General features: G+C 65.6%; 23 protein-coding genes. 15 read left to right on the top strand and 8 right to left on the bottom strand.

The annotated features are described in order from the left end of the window. Positions 1–27: 27 nt before the first annotated feature. The 3 genes from accB to ppa all read right to left on the bottom strand — a co-directional run bounded on the left by accB (position 28) and on the right by ppa (position 3,484). On the bottom strand, positions 28–498 hold the full coding sequence (gene accB, locus LY622_RS17005; protein WP_234291976.1) for an acetyl-CoA carboxylase biotin carboxyl carrier protein: 471 nt from the start codon (positions 496–498) through the stop codon (positions 28–30). Positions 499–748: 250 nt separating this feature from the next. Further along, positions 749–2,641, bottom strand: a complete 1,893-nt coding sequence (gene dsbD, locus LY622_RS17000) for a protein-disulfide reductase DsbD (RefSeq protein ID WP_439649596.1) — start codon at positions 2,639–2,641, stop codon at positions 749–751. Between the two features lie 312 nt (positions 2,642–2,953). Then, positions 2,954–3,484 carry an inorganic diphosphatase gene (gene ppa / locus LY622_RS16995; RefSeq protein ID WP_114477703.1) on the bottom strand — a complete coding sequence of 177 codons (531 nt, stop codon included), beginning with the start codon at positions 3,482–3,484 and terminating at the stop codon, positions 2,954–2,956. Positions 3,485–3,813: 329 nt separating this feature from the next. Between ppa and LY622_RS16990 the strand changes: the two genes are divergently transcribed. Next, positions 3,814–5,466, top strand: a complete 1,653-nt coding sequence (locus LY622_RS16990) for a bifunctional protein-serine/threonine kinase/phosphatase (protein WP_439649598.1) — start codon at positions 3,814–3,816, stop codon at positions 5,464–5,466. A gap of 80 nt (positions 5,467–5,546) precedes the next feature. On the opposite strand, the gene LY622_RS16985 is transcribed toward LY622_RS16990, so the two are convergent. Beyond that, on the bottom strand, positions 5,547–6,806 hold the full coding sequence (locus tag LY622_RS16985; protein ID WP_234291974.1) for a 6-phosphofructokinase: 1,260 nt from the start codon (positions 6,804–6,806) through the stop codon (positions 5,547–5,549). Between the two features lie 190 nt (positions 6,807–6,996). On the opposite strand from LY622_RS16985, the gene mpl reads away from it, so the two are divergent. The 3 genes from mpl to LY622_RS16970 are packed head-to-tail and all read left to right on the top strand — an operon-like array spanning position 6,997 to position 9,651. After that, positions 6,997–8,376 carry a UDP-N-acetylmuramate:L-alanyl-gamma-D-glutamyl-meso-diaminopimelate ligase gene (gene mpl / locus LY622_RS16980; protein ID WP_234291973.1) on the top strand — a complete coding sequence of 460 codons (1,380 nt, stop codon included), beginning with the start codon at positions 6,997–6,999 and terminating at the stop codon, positions 8,374–8,376. Then, positions 8,369–9,031, top strand: coding sequence for a flavin prenyltransferase UbiX (locus LY622_RS16975; protein ID WP_234291972.1), 663 nt, complete (start codon positions 8,369–8,371; stop codon positions 9,029–9,031). Before mpl ends, LY622_RS16975 begins: the two co-directional genes overlap by 8 nt. Then, positions 9,028–9,651, top strand: coding sequence for a LysE family translocator (locus LY622_RS16970; RefSeq protein WP_234291971.1), 624 nt, complete (start codon positions 9,028–9,030; stop codon positions 9,649–9,651). The genes LY622_RS16975 and LY622_RS16970 overlap by 4 nt, the downstream gene beginning before the upstream one ends. A gap of 50 nt (positions 9,652–9,701) precedes the next feature. Here the strand turns inward: LY622_RS16970 and LY622_RS16965 are convergent, their stop codons facing one another. From LY622_RS16965 to LY622_RS16955, 3 genes are read right to left on the bottom strand one after another with little or no spacing between them, the layout of a single operon-like run. Further along, on the bottom strand, positions 9,702–11,105 hold the full coding sequence (locus tag LY622_RS16965; RefSeq protein ID WP_234291970.1) for a bifunctional DedA family/phosphatase PAP2 family protein: 1,404 nt from the start codon (positions 11,103–11,105) through the stop codon (positions 9,702–9,704). 30 nt (positions 11,106–11,135) lie between these two features. Further along, positions 11,136–12,071 (bottom strand): diguanylate cyclase domain-containing protein, encoded by a 936-nt coding sequence (locus LY622_RS16960; protein ID WP_234291969.1) that lies wholly within the window; start codon positions 12,069–12,071, stop codon positions 11,136–11,138. Continuing rightward, positions 12,061–12,933, bottom strand: coding sequence for a hypothetical protein (locus tag LY622_RS16955; RefSeq protein WP_234291968.1), 873 nt, complete (start codon positions 12,931–12,933; stop codon positions 12,061–12,063). Before LY622_RS16955 ends, LY622_RS16960 begins: the two co-directional genes overlap by 11 nt. Positions 12,934–13,028: 95 nt before the next feature. On the opposite strand from LY622_RS16955, the gene LY622_RS16950 reads away from it, so the two are divergent. The 11 genes from LY622_RS16950 to lipB all read left to right on the top strand — a co-directional run bounded on the left by LY622_RS16950 (position 13,029) and on the right by lipB (position 23,470). Continuing rightward, positions 13,029–14,333, top strand: coding sequence for a glutamate-5-semialdehyde dehydrogenase (locus LY622_RS16950; RefSeq protein ID WP_234291967.1), 1,305 nt, complete (start codon positions 13,029–13,031; stop codon positions 14,331–14,333). 44 nt (positions 14,334–14,377) lie between these two features. Further along, positions 14,378–15,025, top strand: coding sequence for a nicotinate-nucleotide adenylyltransferase (nadD, locus tag LY622_RS16945; RefSeq protein ID WP_234291966.1), 648 nt, complete (start codon positions 14,378–14,380; stop codon positions 15,023–15,025). Positions 15,026–15,092: 67 nt separating this feature from the next. Then, positions 15,093–15,455, top strand: a complete 363-nt coding sequence (gene rsfS / locus LY622_RS16940; protein ID WP_234281215.1) for a ribosome silencing factor — start codon at positions 15,093–15,095, stop codon at positions 15,453–15,455. Then, positions 15,452–15,919 (top strand): 23S rRNA (pseudouridine(1915)-N(3))-methyltransferase RlmH, encoded by a 468-nt coding sequence (gene rlmH / locus LY622_RS16935; protein WP_234291965.1) that lies wholly within the window; start codon positions 15,452–15,454, stop codon positions 15,917–15,919. The genes rsfS and rlmH overlap by 4 nt, the downstream gene beginning before the upstream one ends. Before the next feature lie 42 nt (positions 15,920–15,961). After that, on the top strand, positions 15,962–17,869 hold the full coding sequence (gene mrdA, locus LY622_RS16930) for a penicillin-binding protein 2 (RefSeq protein WP_234291964.1): 1,908 nt from the start codon (positions 15,962–15,964) through the stop codon (positions 17,867–17,869). Between the two features lie 3 nt (positions 17,870–17,872). Beyond that, complete coding sequence (gene rodA / locus LY622_RS16925) at positions 17,873–19,033, top strand: rod shape-determining protein RodA (protein ID WP_234291963.1); 1,161 nt, start codon at positions 17,873–17,875, stop codon at positions 19,031–19,033. A gap of 56 nt (positions 19,034–19,089) precedes the next feature. Then, positions 19,090–20,154 carry a lytic murein transglycosylase B gene (gene mltB / locus LY622_RS16920; protein ID WP_439649595.1) on the top strand — a complete coding sequence of 355 codons (1,065 nt, stop codon included), beginning with the start codon at positions 19,090–19,092 and terminating at the stop codon, positions 20,152–20,154. Continuing rightward, complete coding sequence (locus tag LY622_RS16915; RefSeq protein WP_234291962.1) at positions 20,151–21,155, top strand: septal ring lytic transglycosylase RlpA family protein; 1,005 nt, start codon at positions 20,151–20,153, stop codon at positions 21,153–21,155. The genes mltB and LY622_RS16915 overlap by 4 nt, the downstream gene beginning before the upstream one ends. 115 nt (positions 21,156–21,270) lie before the next feature. Continuing rightward, positions 21,271–22,428 carry a D-alanyl-D-alanine carboxypeptidase family protein gene (locus LY622_RS16910; protein WP_234292049.1) on the top strand — a complete coding sequence of 386 codons (1,158 nt, stop codon included), beginning with the start codon at positions 21,271–21,273 and terminating at the stop codon, positions 22,426–22,428. 89 nt (positions 22,429–22,517) lie between these two features. Further along, positions 22,518–22,838: an HP0495 family protein gene (locus LY622_RS16905; RefSeq protein WP_234291961.1), complete on the top strand. Its 321-nt coding sequence runs from the start codon at positions 22,518–22,520 to the stop codon at positions 22,836–22,838. After that, positions 22,838–23,470 (top strand): lipoyl(octanoyl) transferase LipB, encoded by a 633-nt coding sequence (gene lipB, locus LY622_RS16900; protein WP_234291960.1) that lies wholly within the window; start codon positions 22,838–22,840, stop codon positions 23,468–23,470. Before LY622_RS16905 ends, lipB begins: the two co-directional genes overlap by 1 nt. Here the strand turns inward: lipB and lipA are convergent. Next, positions 23,457–24,509, bottom strand: coding sequence for a lipoyl synthase (gene lipA / locus LY622_RS16895; protein ID WP_234291959.1), 1,053 nt, complete (start codon positions 24,507–24,509; stop codon positions 23,457–23,459). The genes lipB and lipA overlap by 14 nt on opposite strands. Between the last annotated feature and the right edge of the window lie 2 nt (positions 24,510–24,511).

Below are 24,511 nucleotides of genomic sequence, written 5' to 3'. Positions count from 1 at the left end.
TGGAGTCCGCCAGTTCTGGGTGAAAGATCAGGAGATGACGAGCATCGGCTGGTCGAACTCGACGGGCTCGCCATCCTCGACCAGAATCGCCTCGACCACGCCGTCACGATCGGCTTCGATCTGGTTCATCATCTTCATGGCCTCGACGATGCACACGGTCTCGCCTTTCTTGACGCTGGAGCCGATTTCAACGAAGGGCTTGGAGCCCGGCGCCGGGCTGCGATAGAAGGTGCCGACCATGGGTGAGGTCAGGGCGTGCCCCTGGTAGAGGGGGCCTGACTCGGCCGCCGGCTCCGGCGACGGTGAAGTGGCGGCCGGCGCGGGAGCGGGCTGCGGTGCACCGTACTGGTACTGGGGGGGCATGTGGGGCTGCGGCCAGCTCACGCCATTGGGATGACGGCTGATACGGACAGATTCCTCGCCTTCCTGAATCTCGATTTCACTGATATTGGATTCTTCGAGCAGCTCGATCAGCTTCTTGACCTTGCGGATATCCATGACTCTGTCTCGATCGGTGGGTAGGTGACTGCTGGCCGGAACGCTGTTAACCCGAGCCAACTTTCGATAGATCCCGGCAAGATGACGAATATTGCCGACGCTATCGGCCTTGATTAAGTGTTGTTGGCGGAGTGTGCCTAAAATTGCGAGGGATGTCCAGCCGAGGGAACAGTGTTCGCGATCCCGGCTGAAGGGGGGCTCTCGCAGAGTGGGCTGCCTGGAGAGTGGGCGATGGAGCGGTGTGTCTGTATCAGCTGCTGCGCTGGCCAAGCCAGTCGAGGACACCCTGCAGGTGACTGGCAAAGTCGTTTGCCCTGACCTCTCCCTGGATGCGGGCCTCGCGAATCTCTTCACCCTGGTCAAAGAACATCAGGCTGGGCGGCCCGAACAGGCCGAAATGATCCAGCAGTTCGCGAGACGACTCGCCGGTGCGGGTCACATCCACATTGATGCGTGCGAACTGGGATAACGGCTCGGCCACCTGAGGGGTGGGGTAGACCTGGCGTTCCATCTGCTTGCAGGAGATGCACCAGTCGGCGGTGAAGTGGACGAAGGAGGGGATGGCCTGCTCGGCGTTGCGTTGCAGGGCGGCCTCCAGTGTCGCCAGGTCATCGACGGTGGTGATCTCGACGGCTTGCTGGGCGCCGCCCGTCTGGGCCAGCGGTGGGGCCAGGGGGCGCAGCGGATCATGGCCCCCGCGTGCCGCGCCGATCACCAGGGCAATGCCCCAGGCTAGCAGCAGCAGGCCCGCGGCCTGGCGGACCCTTGGCCAACCCTGCGCGAGGTTGAGTGAGAGGGCGCCAAGGGCCAGGGCGCTGCCGATGGCCAGGGCGGCCCACAGCAACAAGGTGACCGGCGGCGGCAGCAAGCGTTCCACCAGCCAGATCGCCACCCCGAGCAGCAGGATGCCGAAGAGTATCTTGACGCCGTTCATCCAGGCGCCGGTGCGCGGCAGCGCCGTCGCGCCGAAGGTGCCGACCAGCAGCAGTGGCACACCCATGCCCAGGCCCAGCGCGAGCAGGGCGGCGCCCCCCATCACCGCGTCTCCGGTGGTGGAAATGAACACCAGGGCGCCGGCCAGGGGCGCCGAGACGCAGGGCGATACCACCAGCACCGAGAGCGAGCCGGCGCCGGCCAGGCCGAGCGGGCCACTCCGCTGGGCGCGAGCCTGCAAGGCATCGACGCGTCCGGCCAGCCGGGGTGGCAGGCGCAGGTCGAAGGTGCCGAACATGGCCAGGGCGAAGAGGGTAAAGAGAGTGGCAAAGACGATCAGCACTGGGGCCGACTGCAGGTGGGCCTGGAGGTTGAGGCCGGCACCGAACAGTCCCATCAGCACGCCGACCGCGGCGTAGGTCAGAGACATGCCGCCGACATAGCTGGCCGAGAGGACGAAGGCGCGGGGCCGGGTCGGGTTCTGGCCGACGATGATCGAGGAGAGAATCGGCACCATCGGCAGCACGCAGGGAGTAAAGGTCAGCGCCAGGCCGGCAAGGAAGAACAGGCCGAGGATCAGCGGCAGGCTGGCGCTGCTGATCAGGGCATTGAAGCGGCCGTCTTCGCTCAGCGGCGCCTGGAGCATGCCGGCTGCGTTCGTGGTGCGACTCGCGTCGCTGGCAAGGGTTGCGTTGTCGCCAGCGCTCTCGGCGCCGTTACGCCAGCCCTCGAAGGCGGCGGGCATGTTGCGTTCCGGTGCCTGCAGGTCGACCTGCTCCGGGGGGTAGCAGAGTCCGGCGTCGGCACAGCCCTGGAAGCGAACCGTGATCTCCAGCGGGCCGGCGGCGTCGCCGTCGATGGGGGCTTCGAATACGACGCGATCATAGAAGACGTAGACATCGCCCAGAAACTCATCGCTCTTGAATTCGCCCGGCGGTATTTCCGGATTGCCCAGTTCTGGGCCGGCATCACGGCTTTCGACGCCCAGCTGATGGCGATATAGGTAATAACCCTCGGCGTTCTCGAAGCCGATGTAGAGCGTCTCGCCGTCGTGCCAGGCGCTGGGCTGGAAGGCTTCCATTACCGGCAGGAAGTCGCCCTGGTTCCCCGATGAGGAGGAGAACCACTGCGCATGGGCGACGAGGGGCAGGCACAGGAGCAGCATCAGGGCCAGTCGTCGAATGGAATAGCGGATAGGCAACGCAGTCATCCTTTCCAGGCCAGGTCGGGGCGCCTTTGAGACTCCACTCGCAGTGCGGAGTTCCCGCGCGGGTAACGGTGTAAGGGGTCTTGCCAGAATAACTCACGTCGATGCGACTTTTGAACTGTGGCGGGCCTGCCTGGCTGCGTTGGTTTGTCGCACTGGCGGCTTGCCTGGTTACCGACCCGGGTGTTGCCGGACGCCGATGGCGGGCGGCAGTTCATGGATGGGGTGTGGAGGGGGCATGGAAACGGGGGGGGACGATAACACCGCGGGCCGCCCGCTGGGCGGCCCGCGGTGTTATCCGGGGAGGAATCCGTGTCAGGCTTTTTCGTAGGCCGCCACGGACTTCTCGATGGCCTTGCGCGCGGCATCGGCACCTTCCCAGGATTCCACTTTCACCCATTTTCCCTTCTCGAGATCCTTGTAGTTCTCGAAGAAGTGGGCGATCTGCTGGCGCAGCAGCTCGGGCAGGTCGGTGACCTCATGGACGTCGTCATAGAGTGTGCTCAGCTTGGCGTGGGGCACGCAGACGAGCTTGGCATCCTCTCCGGCTTCATCGGTCATGTTGAGGATGCCCACCGGCCGGGCGCGGATGATGCTGCCCGCCTGGACCGGCACGGGAGTGACCACCAGGGCGTCGAGGGGGTCGCCATCGTCGGCCAGGGTGTGGGGAATGAAGCCGTAGTTGGCCGGGTAGAACATCGGAGTGGCCATGAAGCGATCCACCAGCAGTGTGCCCATCTCCTTGTCGATCTCGTATTTGACCGGTGCATGGTGGGCAGGAATCTCGATCGCCACATAGACGTCATTGGGGAGGTCTTTGCCGGCAGGGATGTTGTCGAAGTTCATCGTCGCTTCCTTGGTTTGGCGAAAATGCTTTGGCGCAAATGCGAGTGGCCCGAAATGCGGCGAATTATACGGAGCTGCGCGGGGGATTACCAATGCGACATAGGTGATGGATCGGCTTTATGGCTGGCTTGGGCTTTGGTGGGCAGGCCTGGCTCCTGACAAGCGTGTATGATGGCATGCGCAAGTAGCAGGCCGGCCGATCGACGGCAGCACTCGGCAATATAGCGCAAGCGGCAAATCGTGAGGAGCGTGCCTTGGTATCTACCCAGCTGTCATTGAATGTCGGTCAGGCTTTCGTGGCCCCGGATCGCCGTCGCCACCGCAGTTCCATGTCGGTTCGGATCCCCGACGAGGCTGGGCAGCTCACGGCGAAGGGAGCCTGCGCCCTGATCAGCGATACCAGCTCGCGCAACGCCATCGCCAAGCAGGCGGGTGATCTCAGCGTGCGCGGCTTTCTCGCCGACTATTTTTCCACGCCCGATCACTGGGACGTCAAGACATCGGCCACCCGGGTGCTGCGTGCCCTCAATGGCTGGTGCTACAGCCAGAGCACCTTCGTCGAGGGCGGAAGCTATGTCTCGTCGCTTTCCGCCATGGTCTTCCGGTCTCGCGAGGCCCATCTCTTTCACATGGGCGATACCCTGGTCTTTCGTCTTCGCGGAGCGGAATTCGAGCAGCTCTCGCGGGATCACATCACCGATCTGGGCGGGTATCGCTACCCCTCCCGGGCGCTGGGGTTGGATGGCAGCATCGACATCGATTACATGCAGCTTCCCCTCAAGCAGGGCGATATCTTCCTCTTCACGACCCAGGCGGTGCGGGGCACGCTGATGCCGTCGGACTATGTCCAATTGATCCGCGAGGACGCCAGCGATCTCGATGCCGCCTGCGAACGGCTGGCCTGCGCGGCGCGTGACCGCGCCCAGGCCCGGGGCTATGGCGCCGACCAGTTCTGCTTTCAACTGGTGCGAATCGACCAGTTGCCGGAGGAGGGGCGCGACCATCCCGGCCGCATCTACGGCGACCTGCCGATTCCCCCTGAGCTGTCTCCTGGCGAGCGGATCGACGGGCTGGAGGTGCAGGAGGTGTTGTCGCGCACCGCCCAGTCCCGGGTCTACCGGGTGCGTGACACGCACACCGAGCGTGAGATGGTGATGAAGGCACCGAGCCCGGAGCTCTCCAATCGTAACGCTTACCTCGAACACTTCCTGCTGCAGCAATGGGTGGTGGAGCGGGTCAAGTCACCCTTCGTGGCTCGGGTCATGGAGTCCTCGCGGCCGCGTCGCTATCTCTACTACCTCATGGTCTACGTGGACGGCATGACCCTGACCGACTGGGCCAGGCGCCATCCCCAGGCCAGCCTGGCGCAGCGGCTGGATATCGCCGTTCAGCTGGGCAAGGCGGTACAGGCTCTGCATCATCGCGACCTCCTGCATCAGCGCATTCATCCCGACAATGTCCTTATCGACGTTCATGGACAGGTCGTGCTGACCGATTTCAGTGCCTGCCACATGCGCGACCTGGAGGGGCATCGTCGCTCCCGCGAGCTGGCTCGCCAGCTCGGGCTCAGCGAACACAGTGCCCCGGAATATGCGCTGGACGATAGCGTGGGTCGGCGCAGCGACCAGTACTCGCTGGCTTCCACCGTCTACTGGCTGTTGTCCGGCAAGCTGCCCTACGAGCTGGCTCCGAACCAGCTACGGGGGCATACCGACCTCGAGCAGTTGAGCTATCGCAGTGCCCGGTTGTTCAACCCGGAGGTCACGCTGGAGCTGGACGACACCCTGCGCCGGGCGTTGGACCCGCAGCGCCCGTTGCGCTTCCGGCGCATGTCGGAGTTCCTTTATGCATTGCGCCATCAGGGCGTGCCGGGGAGGCGGGCGGCGAAACCCTCGCGCCTGCTGCGCGAGCCGGCCAACTTCTGGCAGGGTATCGCCGGGATCCTGCTGCTGCTGCTGGTACTGTCCTGGTTACTGCGATAAGCGACAGAGAGATGCCGTGAGCGGGTCGAGAGGGGGCGTGTACCGCATCAGGGCTGGCCGTCCCTGGCCAGGCCCGGTGCTTAGAGCTTGAACTCCCCCAATTTGCGTTCGACCTTGGCGAGCTTGAGGCGGGCGACCTTGGGCAGGCCGTTCTCGTAGGGCGGGTAATCCTCGCCCTGGATCAGCGGCGACAGGTACTGGCGGCACGCCTCAGTGATGCCGAAACCATCTTCACGGATGTACTCGGCGGGCATGAACTTCTCGCGGTTGGCCACCTCGGCCAGCGGCGCGGCTTCGATGCGCCACTCGTAGGGCGTCTCGCTGACTCGCTTGATGGCAGGCATCATCGAGTTCTTGCCTTCGATGGCCAGCTCCACCGCCTTCTGCCCGACCGCATAGGCCTGCTCGACATCGGTTTTCGAGGCCAGGTGGCGTGCGGCGCGCTGCAGGTAGTCGGCCACGGCCCAGTGGTACTTGTAGCCCAGATCCTGCTTGACCATGCCTGCCAGGGTGGGCGCCACCCCTCCCAACTGGCGATGACCGAAGGCGTCGGTGTTGCCCGAATCCGCCAGGAAGGTGCCATCCTCGTAGCGTGCGCCCTCGGATACCACGATCACGCAGTAGCCATATTTCTGGACCGCCTCTTCCACCCGGGCCATGACCCGGGCGCGATCGAAGGCCACCTCGGGAAAGATCACCAGGTGGGGCGGCTCGCCTTCACCGTTCCCGGCAAGTGCCCCGGCGGCTGCGATCCAGCCGGCGTGCCGCCCCATGACCTCGAGGACGAAGACCTTGGTGGAGGTGGCGCACATGGAGGCGATATCCAGCGAGGCCTCGAGCGTCGAGGTGGCGATGTACTTGGCCACGCTGCCGAAACCCGGCGAGTTGTCGGTGATCGGCAGATCGTTGTCGACGGTCTTGGGCACATGAATCGCGGTCAAGGGATAGCCGAGCTTTTCGGAGAGCTGGGACACCTTGAGGCAGGTGTCCGCGCTGTCGCCGCCGCCGTTGTAGAAGAAGTAGCGGATGTCGTGGGCGCGGAAGACCTCGATCAGGCGTTCGTACTGGGTACGATGCGTCTCGATATCCTTGAGCTTGTAGCGACAGGAGCCGAAGGCCCCGCCGGGCGTATGACGCAGCGCGGTGATGGTTTCGTCGCTCTCCTGGCTGACGTCGATCAGGTCCTCGGTCAGGGCGCCGATGATGCCGTTGTGTCCGGCATAGACCTTGCCGATGCGGTCGGAGTGTCGCTTGCAGGCTTCGATCACGCCACAGGCGCTGGCGTTGATCACGGCGGTGACACCGCCAGACTGGGCATAGAAGGCATTATGCTGGGCCATGGGGCTTGCGTGCTCCTGATCTCGTGCGGGGGAATGGTCCGTTTCATGCTTCACGAAAAGGCGCATTATTCTAGTCGAAAGTCGGCGTGGCTGCACGCCGCTGGAGGCGTATCGTCGGGCCGTGATAGTCTGCCGACTCTTCTGCGTAGGGCCTTGGTGCCCGTTTTCCTGTCGATAAGGTCGGATTCTGATGCACCTTCATATTCTCGGCATCTGTGGCACATTCATGGGCAGTCTGGCGCTGTTGGCACGCGAGCTGGGTTTCCAGGTCAGCGGTTCGGATGCCGACGTCTATCCTCCCATGAGTACCCAACTGGAGGAAGCCGGCATCGCGCTGCACGAGGGGTATGCCGCGGCTAACCTCGTCCCACGCCCGGACCTGGTGATCGTCGGCAATGCGCTCTCCCGCGGCAACCTCGAGGTGGAGGCGGTGTTGGACCAGGGGCTGCCCTACGTGTCCGGCCCCCAGTGGCTGGCGGAGCATGTGCTGCCGGGGCGGCGGGTCATCGCCGTGGCCGGCACCCATGGCAAGACCACCACGGCGAGCCTGCTGGCCTGGCTGCTGGAGTCTGCCGGCCTTGAGCCAGGCTTCCTGATCGGCGGGGTGCCTCGCAACTTCGGCGTCTCTGCTCGCCTCGGGGCGGCGGATGCCCCCTTCGTGGTCGAGGCCGACGAGTACGATACGGCCTTCTTCGACAAGCGCTCCAAGTTCGTGCATTACCGCCCGGAGATCGCCATTCTCGGCAACCTGGAATTCGACCATGCGGATATCTTTGCCGACCTCGCCGCCATCGAACGACAGTTCCATCACCTGGTGAGAACCGTCCCCGGTCGCGGCAGGCTGCTGGTGGCCGATGATGAACCGGCCCTCGACCGCGTTCTTGCGCAGGGATGCTGGACGCCCGTCGAACGACTGGGTGGTGCACCCTCGAGCCCCTGGCGGTTCGTGCTGGAGCGGGAGGATGCGAGTCGCTTTCGGGTGATTCACCAGCAGTCGGAAGTCGATGAGGATGCGGTGGTCGACTGGCCGTTGACGGGTACCCATAACGCGCGCAATGCCCTGGCGGCCCTGGCGGCGGCCCATGCGTGCGGCGTCGACCTGGCCCGGGGCTGTGCGGCGCTGGCACGCTTCGAGACGCCGCGGCGGCGCCAGGAGGTGCGTGGCGAGGTGGCCGGCATCCAGGTCATCGATGACTTCGCCCACCACCCCACGGCGATCGCGACAACGCTCGAAGGGCTGCGCGCCGCCACGACACGGGGGCGGCTGCTGGCGGTGATCGAGCCGCGCTCCAATACCATGCGCCTGGGCACCTTGAGTGACCGGCTGGCGGCGAGCGTTGCCGCCGCCGACCAGAGCTTCTGGTATCAGCCTGCCGGCCTCGACTGGTCGCTGGAGCCGGTATTGGCGGCCATTCCCGAGCCGGCCCGGCTGGTCACGGATATCGATGCGCTGGTCGCGGCGCTGGTGGCCGAGGCCAGGCCGCTGGACCGTATCGTGGTGATGTCCAACGGCGGGTTCGGCGGCATCCATGAAAAGCTGCTGTCGGCCCTGGAGGTGGCACATGGCTGAGGCGGGGGCTAAGAAGGGTTTCAAGGCGCCGGTTACCGTCGCCATCACCGGTGCCTCGGGGGCCCAGTACGGGCTGCGCCTGATCGAGGCGCTGGTGGCGGCTGAGCATGCGGTGTGGGTGATGGTGTCCAAGGCGGCGCATCTGGTGATCGCCACCGAGACCGACCGGGAGCTGCCGGCGAGGCCCGAGCGCCTGGCTCAGGCGCTGACCGAGCGCAGCGCCGCGGCGCCGGGCCAGATTCGCTGCTTCGGGCGCGAGGACTGGATGGCCCCGGTGGCCTCCGGCTCCGGGGCGTCGTCTGCCATGGTGATCTGCCCCTGCTCCACCGGGACGCTGTCGGCCGTGGCCACCGGCGCCAGCAACAATCTGATCGAGCGGGCCGCCGACGTGGCGCTCAAGGAGCGTCGCAAGCTGATCCTGGTGCCCCGCGAGACCCCGCTGTCGGCGATCCATCTCGAGCACATGCTGGCGCTGTCCCGGCTCGGCGCGGTGATCCTGCCCGCCGCGCCGGGGTTCTACCATCGGCCACAGGGGATCGACGACCTGATCGATTTCATCGTCGCCCGGATACTCAACCAGCTCGAGATCGAGCATCGGTTGATGCCCCGCTGGGGGGAGCCGGAAGGTGCAGAGAGCGATGGAGAGAACGCTTGATCAAGCTATCGATCCTGTCGGTCTTCATTCCAACCTTCCTTTTCGTTTCGCTGACGCCCGGCATGTGCATGACGCTGTCGATGGTGCTGGGCATGACCCAGGGCGTGAAGCGCACCCTGTGGATGATGGCCGGCGAGCTGGTGGGCGTGGGGTTGGTGGCCGTTGCCGCTGGTGCCGGTGTCGCCGCGCTGATGCTGCGCCAGCCGGAGCTCTTTGCCCTGTTCAAATGGGTGGGGGGTGTCTATCTGGGCTATCTGGGCGTGATGATGTGGCGCTCCCGGGGGCGCATGGCGATCCCCCTCGAGAACGTCGACCTGCCGCCGGCCTCACGCGGCCAGTTGGCGCTGCAGGGGTTCGTCACCGCGGTGGCCAATCCCAAGGGCTGGGCCTTCTTCGTGGCGCTGCTGCCACCCTTTCTGGATGCCTCTCGCGCATTGGCGGGCCAGCTGGCCGTACTCATCACGCTGATCCTGGTCATCGAATTCCTCTGCCTGCTGCTCTATGCCGCGGGCGGACGCGGTTTGCGTCGCGTGCTCGGCGAGAGCGGCAATGTGAGGCTGCTCAACCGCATCGCCGGTTCGCTGATGGTCGGGGTGGGGCTGTGGCTGGCACTGGGCTGAGCTGAGCAATGGATGAGCGACGCATGGGCCATGTCGCCACCGGGCCGCGCCTATACCGGTGGCAGCCAGGCCACCCGCGCACCGACCAGGGCCAGTGATGCCGCGGACAGCGCGATCCAGGGGCAGGGCGTCAAGGCCGGGCGGGGCCTGCGCTGCCAGGAGAGGCGGACAAGCGCGCAGACCACCAGCCCCAGCAGGGCGCCTCCGATCAGGTCGCTGAGCCAGTGTACGCCGATGACGAGGCGGGACAGGGCCATCGGTAGCGTCAGCGCAATGGCGACCCAGTAGGTCCAGAAGCGTCGCTGGTGCGGCAACCCCTGGGCAAGGAAGGCGGCGGCCAGCCCATACAGCACCACGGCGGAGGAGGCGTGGGCGCTCGGGTAGGCCAGCGAGCCGGTGAGATAGTCCGGGGTATCCGGTCGCGGCCTGCCAATGATCGCCTTCCCCAGGGTATTGAGCAGGGCGATGGCGCCCAGGCCTGCGGCGATATGGATCAACGCCGCCAGGTGTCGCCTCGCCAGTAGCCAGAGCCCCCAGGGGATGACCAGTGCCAGGATGCCGTACCTGTCGCCGATGCGCGCCAGCAGCTGGCCGGCAGCGGGCAAGGCCGGCACCACCAGGCTCTCGAACAGGGCATTGACCTTGAGATCAAGCTCGAAGGGGCCGCGTTGGCGTATCACCGCGATGGTCAGGCCCGACAGCCCGCCCAGCGAGAAGATCAGCAACAGCCAGCTGGCCAGCGGGATTTCGTTGCGGCCGCGCCAGCTGTGCGTCAGCCACAGGCGGCGCATGACCGGGTGGCGCCGTGCCCCGCTTGCCAGCAGGCGATAGAGTCGGCCGCTGCGGCTGAACTGCTGGCGCAGCCAGGAGAAGGTGATCGCAAGCATCACCACCAGCAGCGTCAGGGCGATCAGCAGCCCGCCCAGGCCGGGGGGCAGGCCGAGCAGCTGCTGCCAGGTCTGGCCCAGCAGGTAGCCGGGCAGGACATAGGCCGGCGCCCACAGGGCCGCCGAGGCCAGGTTGGCCCAGATAAAGGCGCGCGGCGACATGTGCAGCATGCCGGCAATCAGCGGTATCACCGGGCGCACCGGGCCGACAAAACGTCCGAAGAACACCGACAGGCTGCCGTAACGCTGGAAGAATCGGGCGCCTCGTGCCAGCCATTCCGGGTGCCGCGAGAAGGGCCAGAGCCGCGTGACCCGTTCGCGCTGGGTGTAGCCCAGGATGAAGCTAAGCCCGTCGCCGATCACGGCACCGGCGAAGGCCGCCAGCAGGATGGTCGAGATGGCCATGTCCTGGTGTCCGGCCAGCGATGCGGCCGCGGTGATCAGGATAACGCCAGGGAGTAGCAGGCCAACCAGCGCCAGGGACTCGAGCAGGGCGATGAGGCCAATGAAGAAGAGCAGCATTCCCGGCGAGGGGGCGAGCTGGTAAAGGGTCTCGGTCAGGCTCAAGCATCGGCTCCTTGATGGGGGCGGCGTGTATCACTGTTCTGTGAGTCGTCGGGTCAGCGTCTGCAGGCGCTGTTCGAAACGCTGCCATGACTCGCCGACGAGGCGCTGGCAGAGCAGGGTGGGCGCGCGCAGTGGTCCGGTATCCACGAGTACCATGCGGTCGACGGCCTGCTCGATTCGCTGTTGGACCATCTGGGCGCCGCTCTCGCTGGTATCGGGCAGCACCAGCCAGAAGGTGGCCTGGCCATGGCGTCCCAGGAAGTCGTGCCGTCGGGAGCAGCGATTGACCTCCCAGCATAGTGTGTCCAGTAGCGCCTGGCGTGTCCGGCTGCCGAACTGCTCGCTGGCCATTTCCAGCTGTGGCAGATGGATGACCAGAACGGCCAGCGGCTGGTGGAGCAGTTCGGTGCGCTGGTACTCGCTGGCAAGGAGTTCGTCCAGGGTATCCTTGGCCAGTGCATTGCACTCGGGGTCCCTGGGGTCGGTGGCCTTCAGCAGGGCCTGCTGGCGGTTCTGCTCCCAGGGAGCCAGTGCCGTAACGACCATCAGGGCGAGGTAACCCAGGGCCAGTTCGCTGTTGAGCTGCCCATCGTTGACCAGAACCAGCCACACCGGTGCCAGCAGGATGTTGAGCAGTATGGCCGGGGGCAGAGGCACCAGCAGCAGCGTCAGTAGCGGCGCCAGGCCGGCCCAGAAGGGGGCGGCGTTATCCAGTTGGGGGAGTTCCAGCGCCAGCATCAGGTAGCCGGCTATCAGCACCAGATAGGCCGAGAGGCGCGCCCTGGTGGCCAGCGCGAGGCGCAGCAGCGTGGCGACGAGTATCAACAGGGCCAGGATGGCAGGGATCAGGATACGGTCGTAGTCGCCCATCAGGTAGTGCCACAGGGCGTAGCCGCCCAGCAGCAGGGAGCCGGCAGCATAGGCGATGGCAGTGCGGATCGACGACCACTTGCCCTCATCGTCCATGATCGACCTCCGGGTCGACCGCCAGGGCGACGTCCTGCTGGTCGAATCGTGCCAGTTGCTCGTCGAGAGAGCTTGCGACTTCGAGTATGGTGAACCGTGCCTTCACCGGGGCGCGCAGACCGTTGAGCAGCTCCTGGCGTCGGGATCTGGCCTGCTCCGGGTCCCGGCTGAGCAGGAGGGCGGCCAGCGTCCGCTGGTTGAGACGGTAGCAGGTCTCGAAATCGTGGGTCTGGCGACACAGGTCCTGAGCCAGTGGCCAGAGCAGATGGCGCGAGGTGCCCAGCAGCAGCAATTCACCATGTACCCCTTCGCGGCGGCAGCGTGCGCGCTCACGACGCAGGTCGGTGGCCAGCTGGTGTGCGGTCCATAGCGGAAGCCCGGGAGCCAGGCGGACGCGCTGGCGTGAGGCGAGTCGCAGCGGCTGGAGTTGAAGGTTCCGCGCCAGCCCGAGCAGCATCAGCGTCAGCAGGAGCAGGCCGGAGAAGAGGGCCTGCTCGAAGCCGAGCAGGCCGATGAGCGACCACCAGGCAAGGCCTGCCAGGGCGAAGGTGACGCCCAGCATCCACCTCGGCTGGGGCAGCATCAGCAGAGCCGGCCATCCCCAGATCCAAAGGGCATGGCGCTCGGGGTCCGTCCACAGCAGGCCGGCCAGCAGCAGGCTTGGCAGCAGCTGCCAGGGGATCGTGGCGGGCCGGCGATGACTGAATTCAAGCAGGGCGGCGGTCACCGTCAGCCAGGTGACCGCCAGCCACAGCAGCAGGGCACTGGCGAAGAGCTCCGTCTGGTAGGCCAGGAGCGCCAGAAGCAGTGCCGCGGCCAACAGGTTCAGGCGCATCAGTCCGACTTTGTACTTGCTTTGCATGGTGCCTTACTATCTATGATGATCGACACGAAGTCGCGCCAGTATAACGTCCACAGCCTCCTCTGAGGCTGTTGCCCAGGAGATATTGATACCGCATGTCCGCTCACGCCTCTCGAACCGAATCCACCGCCGGCCAGGCCGTCGTCGATGTCGATGCCTACATGGTGCGGCTAGGCCAGGCTGCCCGTAGTGCCGCCAGCCAGATGCGCCGCGCCGTTACCGCCGACAAGAACGGTGCCTTGCTGGCCATGGCCGATCAACTTCAGCGCCGTCGCGGCGAGATACTCGCCGCCAATGCAAGGGATCTGGCCCGTGGCCGCGACAGCGGACTCGATGCTGCCCTGCTGGACCGCCTGGCGCTCGATGATGGACGACTGGACGCCATGGTGGAAGGCCTCAGGCAAGTCGCAGCCCTGCCCGACCCGGTGGGGGAGATCGATGGCATGAGGATGCGACCCAGCGGCATCCAGGTTGGCCAGATGCGGGTACCGCTCGGTGTGATCGGCATCATCTACGAGTCGCGCCCCAATGTGACCCTCGAGGCTGCCAGCCTGTGCCTCAAGTCCGGCAATGCCTGCATACTGCGCGGCGGTTCGGAGGCCAGCGAGTCCAACGCCGCCATTTCCGCCTGTATCGGCGCGGGCCTGCTCGAGGCCGGGCTGCCCGACGCCGCGGTGCAGGTGGTGGCGACCACTGATCGCGCCGCCGTGGGACGCTTGATCGCCATGCCGGAATATGTGGACGTGATCATTCCCCGTGGGGGCAAGTCGTTGATCGAGCGCATCACCCGAGAGGCGCGTGTGCCGGTGATCAAGCACCTGGACGGGGTCTGCCACGTCTATATCGATGCCACCGCCGATCCGGAAAAGGCCATGGCCATCGCGATCAATGCCAAGACCCAGCGCTACGGCACTTGCAACACCATGGAGACGCTGCTGATCGATGCGCCGCTGGCCGACTCGCTCCTGCCCCGGCTGGCTGACGCCTATGCCGAGCATGGGGTCGAGCTGCGTGGCTGCGAGCGGACGTGCCGCGTGCTGAAGAGCGCCACCCCCGCCAGCGAGGCGGACTGGGAAGCCGAGTACCTGGCGCCGGTGTTGGCGATTCGCGTGGTCGACGGCATGGACGCGGCGATCGCGCATATCGAACGCTACGGCTCGCACCATACCGACGCCATCGTCACCGAGCACTATGGCCTGGCCCGTCGCTTCATGACCGAGGTCGATTCCAGTTCGGTGATGGTCAATGCCTCGACCCGTTTCGCCGACGGTTTCGAGTATGGCCTTGGTGCGGAAATCGGGGTCTCCACCGACAAGCTGCACGCCCGTGGTCCGGTGGGCCTCGAGGGCCTCACCACACGCAAGTACGTGGTGCTGGGCGATGGCCAGGTAAGAGGGTGAGCCGGCGGGGCCCGGGAGCCTCGGCTGGCCAGGGGGACGTAGCCATGCCGCAGCGTATCGGCATGCTGGGAGGGACCTTCGACCCGGTGCACCTGGGCCACCTGCGCAGCGCCGTCGAATTGCGCGAATGCCTGAATCTCGACCGGGTGCACATGGTGCCTGCCAGCATGCCGCCGCTGCGTGACGAGCCCTCGGTGCCGCCTGAAGAGCGTCTCGCACTGCTGAGGCTGGGCATCGGCCAGACACCGGGCCTGATGGCCGATGCCCGTGAGCTCGAACGCCACGGGCCTTCCTACAGCGCCGATACCCTGGCCAGCCTGCGGGAGGAGTACGGCGCCCAGGCGCGGCTGGTGATGGCGCTGGGGCATGACGCCTTCCTCCGGCTGGCGGACTGGCGAACGCCGGAACGCCTCTTCGAGCTGGCCCATCTGGTGGTGATCGATCGCCCGGACCACGACGCGCCATTGCCCGATGCACTGGTAGAACTGATTGCCCGGCGGGAGGTCGATAGCTGTAAGGCACTGTTTCAGCACCCTGCGGGAAGCCTGTTGCGCCTGGCGCTGCCGACGCGAATGGCGATCTCGGCCACCGAAGTGCGTCGCCGGCTGGCCGCAGGCAGCAGTATCCGCTATCTGCTCCCCGAGGCCGTGGAGGCGCGAATTCACGAAAGAGCACTATATCGGCAGCATTGAACGCTGCCAGGGGCCGCGCAAGACGCTACAATGGGTTCCGACCAAGACTTCCCGTTGACGAGGGGCTATGCACAACGATTCGCTCAAGACATTGGTGGTAGATGCACTGGAAGACCTCAAGGCCAAGGACGTGGCCATGCTGGACGTATCGCGACTCACCAGCGTGACCGACCTGATGATAGTGGCTAGCGGGACTTCCACCCGGCACGTGGCTGCGCTGGCCAACCACATTGTCGAGCAGTCCAAGGCCGGTGGCCATCCGCCCCTGGGTGTCGAAGGGCAGGCCGGCTCGGACTGGGTGCTGGTGGACCTCGGCGATCTGGTCGTGCATGTGATGCTCCCCGAAACCCGCCAGCTATACGATCTCGAACGTCTCTGGGCCGACCTGCCGAGCGACCTCGAGCTCAGAGAGGAGCGCGGTGGCGCATGAGGATCCGCCTGCTGGCGGTGGGTACCCGCATGCCTGCCTGGGTCAATACGGGCATAGAAGAGTATCGCAAGCGATTGCCCCGGGATTTTGCCCTCGAGATCGAGGAGATCGCCCCGGGGCAGCGGGGCAAGAATGCCGACGTGGCTCGCGCCGTTGCCCTCGAGGCGCAGCGTATCCGTGAACGCCTGCGGGGGGATGAGTTCACGGTGGCGCTGGAAGTCGAAGGCCAGGCCTGGAGTACCGAGCGCCTGGCGCGTGAAGGCGAGGCGTGGCGTCTGGAAGGACGCGACGTGGTGCTGATGGTGGGAGGCCCCGATGGGCTCTCGCCGGAGCTCTCCGCCAGCGCCGACCGGCGATGGTCACTGTCGCCGCTGACCTTGCCGCATCCACTGGTCAGGGTGATCCTGGCCGAACAACTCTACCGCGCCTGGACCCTGATGGTGGGGCATCCCTATCACCGCTGATCGGCGGGTCCCCCGGAACACTCATTAGAGGTCATTGCCGGCATGCGCGATCGCCGTGACACCCTCAAGAATCCGCAGCAAGAGCTGCGCATCTTTCGAGTCCGTTCGCTGCTGGCCGGTTTGCTGATCGTGGCATTGACCGGCCTGCTGATGGGCCGACTGGTCTACCTGCAGGTGGTGCAGCATGAGGTCTACAGCACCCGCTCCGAAAAGAATCGCGTGCGGGTCGAGCCCCTGCCGCCGACCCGGGGCCTGATTCAGGATCGCAATGGGGTGCTGCTGGCCGAAAACCGGCCCACCTACAACCTCACGCTGATCCGCGAGCGGGTCGAGGACCTGGACGGCACGCTCGATTTGCTGGAGGCCTTGCTGGAGCTTTCCGCAGAGGAGGCCGAGGCCTTTCGGCTGCGCTCGCGCCAGCGTCAGCGTCCCTTCCAGCCGGCGCTGTTGATGAGCGACCTGGATGAAGCCCAGATCGCCCGCCTGGCGGTCAACCGGCATCGTCTGCCGGGCATCGAGGTCGAGGCTCAGTTGCTGCGCTACTACCCCGATGCCAATATCACGGCGCATGCCTTGGGCTATGTCGGTCGCATCAATGCCGAGGAGATGAAGACGCTGGACCTTGGCCGCTACGCCGGGACGCACTTCATTGGCAAGACCGGGGTCGAGCGCTTCTACGAGGATGTGCTCCACGGCCAGGCGGGGCTGCGCAAGGTCGAGACCAACGCCCGGGGGCGGGTGCTTCGCGAGCTGGGGCGCACGGACCCCGTGCCAGGCCAGGATCTGACCCTGACCCTCGACATGGGGCTTCAGAGCCTGGCCTATGAGCTGCTCGATGGGCGGCGTGGCTCCATCGTGGCCATCGCCCCCGCCACCGGCGAGATCCTGGCCATGGTCTCGGCCCCGGGCTTCGACAGCAACCAGTTCGTTACCGGCATCGACTTCGCCTCCTATCGGGCGCTGCAGGAAGATCTCGACCTGCCGCTGTTCAACCGGGCTATCCGGGGCCAGTATCCGCCGGGTTCGACGATCAAGCCGTTCCTGGCCATGGCGGGCCTGGCCGAAGGGGTGATCACCCCGGATCGCACCATCAACGACCCGGGCTTCTACCAGTTGCCCAATGACAGCCGCCGCTATCGCAACTGGCTGCGCTGGGGGCATGGGCGTGTCGACATGGAGCGCTCGATCGCCGTTTCCAACAACACCTATTACTATTCGCTGGCCCATGATCTCGGCATCGATCGTCTGCATGATCAGATGAGTGCCTTCGGCTTCGGGCAGCGGGTGGGTCATGACATATTCGGCGAAAGTACCGCTCTGATGCCTTCGCGGGACTGGAAGCGTGGCCGTTTCGGTCAGCCCTGGTATCCCGGTGAAACGCTGTCGGTGGGTATCGGCCAGGGCTACTGGCAGGTCACGCCGCTGCAGCTGGCCACTGCCACGGCCGTCCTCGCCAATCGGGGCGAGTGGGTGAAGCCGCGCCTGGCAAGCCGTATCGGAGGGGAGCCCGTCGAGGTCGACTTGCCGAATACCCCACCGGCCCTGGATATCGATAACGATTACTGGTGGGACAGGATCTTTTCCGGCATGGAGAAGGTGCTCACCGGGCATGAGGGGACCGCTCGCCGAACCGGGGTGGGGCTCGAGTATCGCATGGGGGGCAAGTCGGGTACCGCCCAGGTCTTCTCGCTGGGGCAGGACCAGCGCTATAACGCCGAGGAACTGGCCGAGCGCCTGCGCGATCATGCGCTGTTCATGGCCTTCGCGCCGCTGGAAGACCCACAGATCGCCGTGGCGGTGATCGTGGAGAATGCCGGTGGGGGTAGTACCCATGCGGCGCACCTGGCCAGGGCCATGACCGATGCCTGGCTGCTGGACGAAGAGGAAGTGGATGTCGAGGAATTGCGGGAGGCGTTGGAGAATGACACCGGCACCGTGGCAGGAAACTGATCGATGGCATTGACGTACCTGACCAGAAGCCTGCGCCGCCGGCCGGTGCGTGCACCCGAGAGCGGGATTGCCCGTCGCAAGAGCATCTGGGAGCGTACCCATCTCGACCCCTGGCTGTTACTCATGCTGCTGGTACTGATGGTGGCCGGCCTGGGTGTGCTCTACAGCGCCAGCGGTCAGCATATGGATGCGGTCATCGCCCAGGGAACCCGTTTCCTGGTGGCGGTGGTGGTCATGCTGCTGCTGGCGCAGCTGACGCCAAGCACCTTGCTGCGCTGGGCTCCGCTGGTCTACGGGGCCAGCCTGCTCATGCTGGTGGCGGTCGAGCTGGTGGGCGACATGGGCATGGGGGCGAAACGCTGGTTGACCATTCCCGGCGTGGTGCGTTTCCAGCCATCGGAGCTGATGAAGCTGGCCATGCCGCTGATGGTGGCGGCGTGGCTGAGCCGTCGGGAGCTACCGCCCCGCTGGCATGACCTGCTCGTCTGCGCCGCGTTGATCGGCGTTCCGGTACTGCTGATCGCTCGCCAGCCCGACCTGGGCACTTCCCTGCTTGTCACCTGTGCAGCGGTATTCGTGATACTGCTGGCGGGTCTCTCCTGGCGCTTCATCGCCTTCCTGGGCGTGCTGGCCGCCGCCGCCTTGCCGCTGCTGTGGCTGAACCTGCACAACTATCAGCGCCAACGGGTTCTCACCTTCCTCAACCCCGAAAGCGATCCGCTGGGCGCCGGCTGGAATATCATCCAGTCCACTACCGCCATCGGCAGCGGCGGCGTCTGGGGCAAGGGCTGGCTTCAGGGCACCCAGTCCCAGCTCGAGTTCCTGCCCGAGCGGCATACGGACTTCATCGTTGCCGTGCTGGGTGAGGAGTTCGGGCTCATGGGCATGCTGGTCGTGCTGTTGCTCTATCTCATGATCGTCACCCGTGGCCTGTGGTTGTCGGCAGGGGCACACGATACCTTCGGCCGGCTGCTCGGTGGCAGTATCATTCTGACGTTCTTCATCTATGTCTTCGTCAATGTCGGCATGGTCAGCGGAATCCTGCCGGTGGTCGGCGTGCCCCTGCCGCTGGTCAGTTACGGTGGGACCTCCAGCGTGACCTTGCTGGCGGGTTTCGGTATTCTCATGTCCATTCATGGTCACCGTCGCCTGTTGCCGCGTTAGCGACGGTGGACGATGATCCTATCTGACCGACAGGCCCCAGCAGGAGTGGCGAGCGAATGATGCCAGTGGGTAAATGGAAAAGGGCCAGCGGTACCGCCGTTGCCGCATTGGCCATGTTGATGCTGGCGCCAGGGTCGAGTGCCGCAGACTTCGACCCAGCGGAACACGATGGAGCGAGGCAGCTTGTCGAGACTCTCGCCGATCGGGGTATCGAGCGAGAGTGGCTGGAGGCGGCCCTGCGCAGTGCCGAGTTCCAGCAAGGTGTGCTGGACGCGATGGAAGGCGCCGCGGAGCGGCGGCTGCGCTGGGACGAGTACCGGGAAATCTTCCTGCAGCTGGAGCGGATCGAGCGGGGCGTGGCCTTCATCGAGGCGCATCATGATGCGTTCGCCCGCGCCGAAGACAAATATGGCGTACCGGCGGAAATGATCGCCGCCATCATCGGCGTCGAGACCAGCTACGGGCGCTTTACCGGTCGCCATCGGGTCATCGACTCGCTGTCGACCCTGGCCTTCCATCATCCCGTCCGGGGCAGTTTCTTTCATGGTGAGCTGACGGCCTTTCTCGAAATCACCCGGGAGCAGGACGTGGAGCCGGGCAGCCTGAAGGGTTCCTACGCCGGCGCCATGGGCTACCCGCAATTCATTCCGACCAGCTACCGCGCCTATGCCGTGGATTTCGACGGTGACGGCGTGCGGGACCTGTGGACCAATCCGGTCGACGCCATCGGCAGCGTCGCCAACTATTTTGCGGAGCATGGCTGGCAGCCGGGCAGCCCGATCTATCATGAGGCCCAGGGGCCGGACACGCCGCCGGCGACTGTGGATTTCAACCGCACGGCCAGGCCCTATGCCAGCGTCGCCGAGCTTGTCGAGGCGGGTATCCGGGTCGAGGCCGGCCTCGATGACGATGCCCTGGTGGTGCCGCTCTCCCTGGAGGTGTCCGAAGAGGCTTGGCGCTACCGGGTGGGTCATGAGAATTTCTACGTCATCACCCGCTACAACCACAGCCATCTCTATGCCATGGCGGTAACCGAGCTGGCCGAGGCGATCGAAGCCTCGCGTGAGCTGGAAGCACACCCGCTCGAGCCGACGAGCAACGGCACCGGGGGTGGTAAATGAAGCCCTGGTATCTCGGCCTGGCACTGGCCACGCTGCTGGCGGGCTGTGCCGGTGGCGGTGGTTCACCGCCCTCGGGTGAGCGTGAGGCTTCGCGTAGCGCCCCCTCGTCGGCACCCTCGGGCGGCGGGCGCTATGCCATGAGCGGCGATGCCTACCCCGAGAACCCGCCAGACGTCAGTACCATCCCGGATGCGGTGCCCCGCGTCGAGGCGCCGTCCCGTGGTGGCAACCGCCCGACCTATGAGGTATGGGGCAAGACCTACCGGGTGCTGCCCGATGCCAGCGGCTACGCCCGGCAGGGAACCGCCTCCTGGTACGGCGAGAAGTTCCACGGCTATGCCACGTCGAATGGCGAAATCTATGACATGTACAAGATGTCCGCCGCGCATCGCTCGCTCCCGCTGCCTACCTATGCCAGGGTGACGAGCCTGGAGAACGGCCGGTCCGTGATCGTGCGGGTCAACGATCGGGGACCCTTCCACAACGACCGTGAGATCGACCTCTCCTATGCCGCCGCGGCGCGCCTGGATATCCTGGGCCGTGGCACCGGCCGGGTGAAGGTGGAGGCGATAGACCCCGAGCGGTGGCTGGCAGAAAATGGCCGCAATGGTGAGAACCGGACAGCCTCGCCGGCGGTCCAATCCCCGCCTGCCACCGAGGCTCGGGCTGCACAGGCGGAGCCGGCCCGACAGGCCGTGTCGGCGCCAGCCAGCGGTTCGGCACAGGAGGTGGCTGCGTCGGGTCGAGCCACGGCGGAACCAGTCACTGACCAGGGCGCCATCTATCTGCAGATCGCGGCACTGGGGTCGGTGGACAATGCCCGGGCGCTGAAGGCGAGGCTCGACAATGAACTGTCGCATCCCGTCCGGGTGGCCGACTCCGCGGGGATGTACCGGGTACAGGTTGGGCCATTGGCCAGCGCTGCCCAGGTCGAACCGGCACGCGACGAACTGAGGCGCGCCGGTTTTGACCAGACCTTTATCGTCAATGGTGCCGACTGATCGGCGCCTTGCTCCTGACTTTCCGATGTTTTCGATGAGATCCGAACCAATGAGAGTGCTGTTTCGTAAACTCCGTCCGCTACTGCTGCCGGTGATGCTGTTGAGTCTGGTCCTGATGACGGCCCAGGCGCTGGCCCAGGCCCAGGCGGTGCCTACACCTCAGGTGCCTGCGCCTCAGACCATGATTCCCGCCCCCCCTCAGATTGCTGCCAAGTCGTGGTTTCTCATGGATGCCGACAGCGGCCGGGTGCTGGTCGAGCACAATGCCGACGAGCGCCTGCCCCCGGCGAGCCTCACCAAGCTCATGACGGCCTACCTGGTGGAGCGTGAGCTGGATCGCGGCAATATCGGCATGGACGACATGGTGCGCGTCAGCGAGAACGCCTGGCGCACCGGGGGTTCGAAGATGTTCATCGAGGTCGATACCGAAGTGTCGATCCGCGACCTGCTCTACGGCATCATCATTGCCTCCGGCAATGACGCCAGCGTCGCCGTGGCCGAGCACCTGGCCGGCGGCGAGGCGCCCTTTGCCGACCTGATGAACCAGCACGCCACGCGCCTCGGGCTGCACAATACCAATTTCACCAACGCCACCGGCCTGCCGCATCCGGAGCAGTACTCCTCGGCCCGCGACATGGCGCTGCTTTCGCAATACATCATCAACGATTATCCCGAGCACTACGCGGTCTATGCCGAAAGGTACTTCACCTACAGCGACATTCGTCAGCCCAATCGCAATCGCCTGCTGTGGCGTGATCCTACCGTCGATGGGCTGAAGACGGGTTGGACGACCGAGGCCGGCTACGGTCTGGTGGCGTCAGCCAAGCGTGACGACATGCGCCTGATTTCGGTGGTGATGGGCACCAGCTCCGAGGAGGCTCGGGCACAGGAGACGCAGAAGTTGCTCAGCTACGGCTTCCGTTACTACGAGACAATGAATCTCTACGAGCAGGGCGCCGTGCTCAATACGCCCCGCGTCTGGGGCGGTGAGAGGAACGAGCTGCGCGTTGGCGTCGACGAGAACGTGTTCATGACCGTTCCCCGTGCCCGTAATCAGGAGCTCGGGGCCCGTCTCGACATCCGCCAGGATCTCTCCGCCCCGATCAGCCAGGGTGATCGTGTGGGAACGCTGGAGGTGCGCCTGGGCGACGATATCGTCGGCGAGCAGGCCCTGGTGGCGCTGGAGTCGATCGAGGAGGGCAATATCTTCAAGCGCCTGTTCGATCAGGTCAGGCGCTTCTTCAGCAACCTGATCGGCGGCTGGTTCGGCTAGGTCAAATCCGACAGGCTCCTGGGCGGTCCTTGGGTCGTGTTGAATAGCCGAGTAAAATACTCGGAAATGCTTTGAAGGGTAGGACGGTCATGACCGACAGGAACCTGCGCGACCTGCGTCGGGCAGCAAAGACACAGACAGCGGCCCCCGGGGGGGCGCCCACGATCACCTTCCCCTGCGACTACCCGATCAAGGTGGTGGGGGATGCCGCCGAGGATTTCGCTGCGATGGTCTGTCAGGTGGTGTCACGCCACGACAGCGAGTTCGATGCAACGACGCTGGAAGTGGTGGAGAGCCGCAATGCGCGCTTTCAGTCGGTGAGGCTGACCATGCGTGCCACCGGTGAGGCCCAGCTCAAGGCGCTGTTCGCCGAGCTCAAGGCCACCGGGCGCGTCCACATGGTGGTTTGATGGGCGAGCTTGAGCTCCATCGCCTGGGCCGCCGCGCCTACGAGCCGGTCTGGCAGGCCATGCGCACGCTGACCGATAGTCGTGACGAGCATACTCCCGACCAGCTGTGGCTGGTGGAACACGATCCGGTATTCACCCAGGGCCAGGCCGGCAAGCCGGAGCATCTGCTGATGCCGGGCGATATTCCCGTGGTACAGACCGATCGTGGTGGGCAGGTGACCTATCATGGGCCCGGGCAGGTGGTGCTCTACCCGCTGCTGGATGTACGACGTGCCCGGCTTGGCGTGCGCGATCTGGTTTCAGCACTGGAAAACGCCGTGATCGCCGTGCTGGCGGAATTCGAGGTGGAGGCGCGAGCGCGGCCCGATGCCCCCGGAGTCTATGTGGGTCAGGCCAAGATCGCCTCGCTGGGGCTGCGCATTCGTCGCGGGGCGAGTTTTCATGGGGTAGCACTCAACGTCGATGGGGATCTCTCGCCCTTCGACCGCATCAACCCCTGTGGCTACGCGGGCATGGCCATGACGCGTCTGGCCGACCTGGTCATCGACTGCCCCGGGGCTGAGGTCGTGGGGGAGCGCCTGGCGCAGTGCCTGGCGCTCGAGCTGGACGGGGAGCTGGTTATCCCACGTTGATGGCGTCGATACGGTTGGTATCCGCTGCCTGGCCCGGCACCTCGGCGGGCGCCGCGAGGCCGAGATTGTTCTTCTCGAAAACCTGGTCGGCGCGATAGCTGGAACGAACCAGCGGTCCCGAGGCCACTTCCAGAAAGCCCTTTTCCAGCCCCAGTTGACGATAGCGTTCGAACTCCTGGGGGGTGACCCAGCGTTCGACCGGCAGGTGGTTGCGCGTGGGGCGCAGGTACTGGCCGAGGGTGACGATATCCACGCCGATGGCGCGCAGGTCGTCGAGGGTGGCCAGGATCTCCTCCTCGGTCTCGCCCAGGCCCAGCATGAGGCTGGTCTTGGTCAGGACCTCGGGCTTGTATCGCTTGGCATGGGCCAGCACGTCGAGCGTCTTGCGGTAGCCGGCACGCGGGTCGCGTACCCGATGCGTAAGGCGCTCCACCGTCTCGACGTTCTGGGCAAAGACCTCCAGGCCGGAATCGACGACGCGCTCGATGGCCTGCGGGTCGCCGTCGAAATCGGGGGTGAGGGCTTCCACCACCACCTTGGGCGTGTTCGCCTTGATGGCGCGGATGCAGTCGGCGTAGTGCGTCGCACCGCCATCGGGCAGGTCGTCGCGATCCACCGAGGTCAGCACCACGTAGCGCAGCCCCATCAGCTCCACCGACTTGGCGGTGTTGGCAGGCTCCTCGCTGTCGAGCCAGCCCCTGGGGTTGCCGGTATCCACGGCGCAGAAGCGACAGGCGCGCGTGCACACCGACCCCATCAGCATGATGGTGGCCGTGCCGTTGCTCCAGCACTCACCCATGTTGGGGCAGTGCGACTCGGCGCAGACGGTGCTCAGGCGGTGCGTGCTGACATTCTTCTTGACCGCCTCGAAGCGCTCGCCACCGGGGATCTGGGCGCGCAGCCACTGGGGCTTCCGGCCCGGCTCGGGCTGCTCTTCGACCTGCTTGCGCTGCTTGATGCCATCCTTGATCACGGCCATGCCGTGTTCGTTGCGGAATTTCTCACCGCTGGGCACGCGTTTTGAGGTGCTGTCGCTCATAA

It is taken from the genome of Halomonas alkalisoli (genome assembly GCF_021412585.1).
Taxonomy (GTDB): Bacteria; Pseudomonadota; Gammaproteobacteria; order Pseudomonadales; family Halomonadaceae; genus Halomonas; species Halomonas alkalisoli.
Note: the sequence above shows the minus strand (reverse complement) of the source record. Positions and strands in the feature narration are given on the sequence as shown.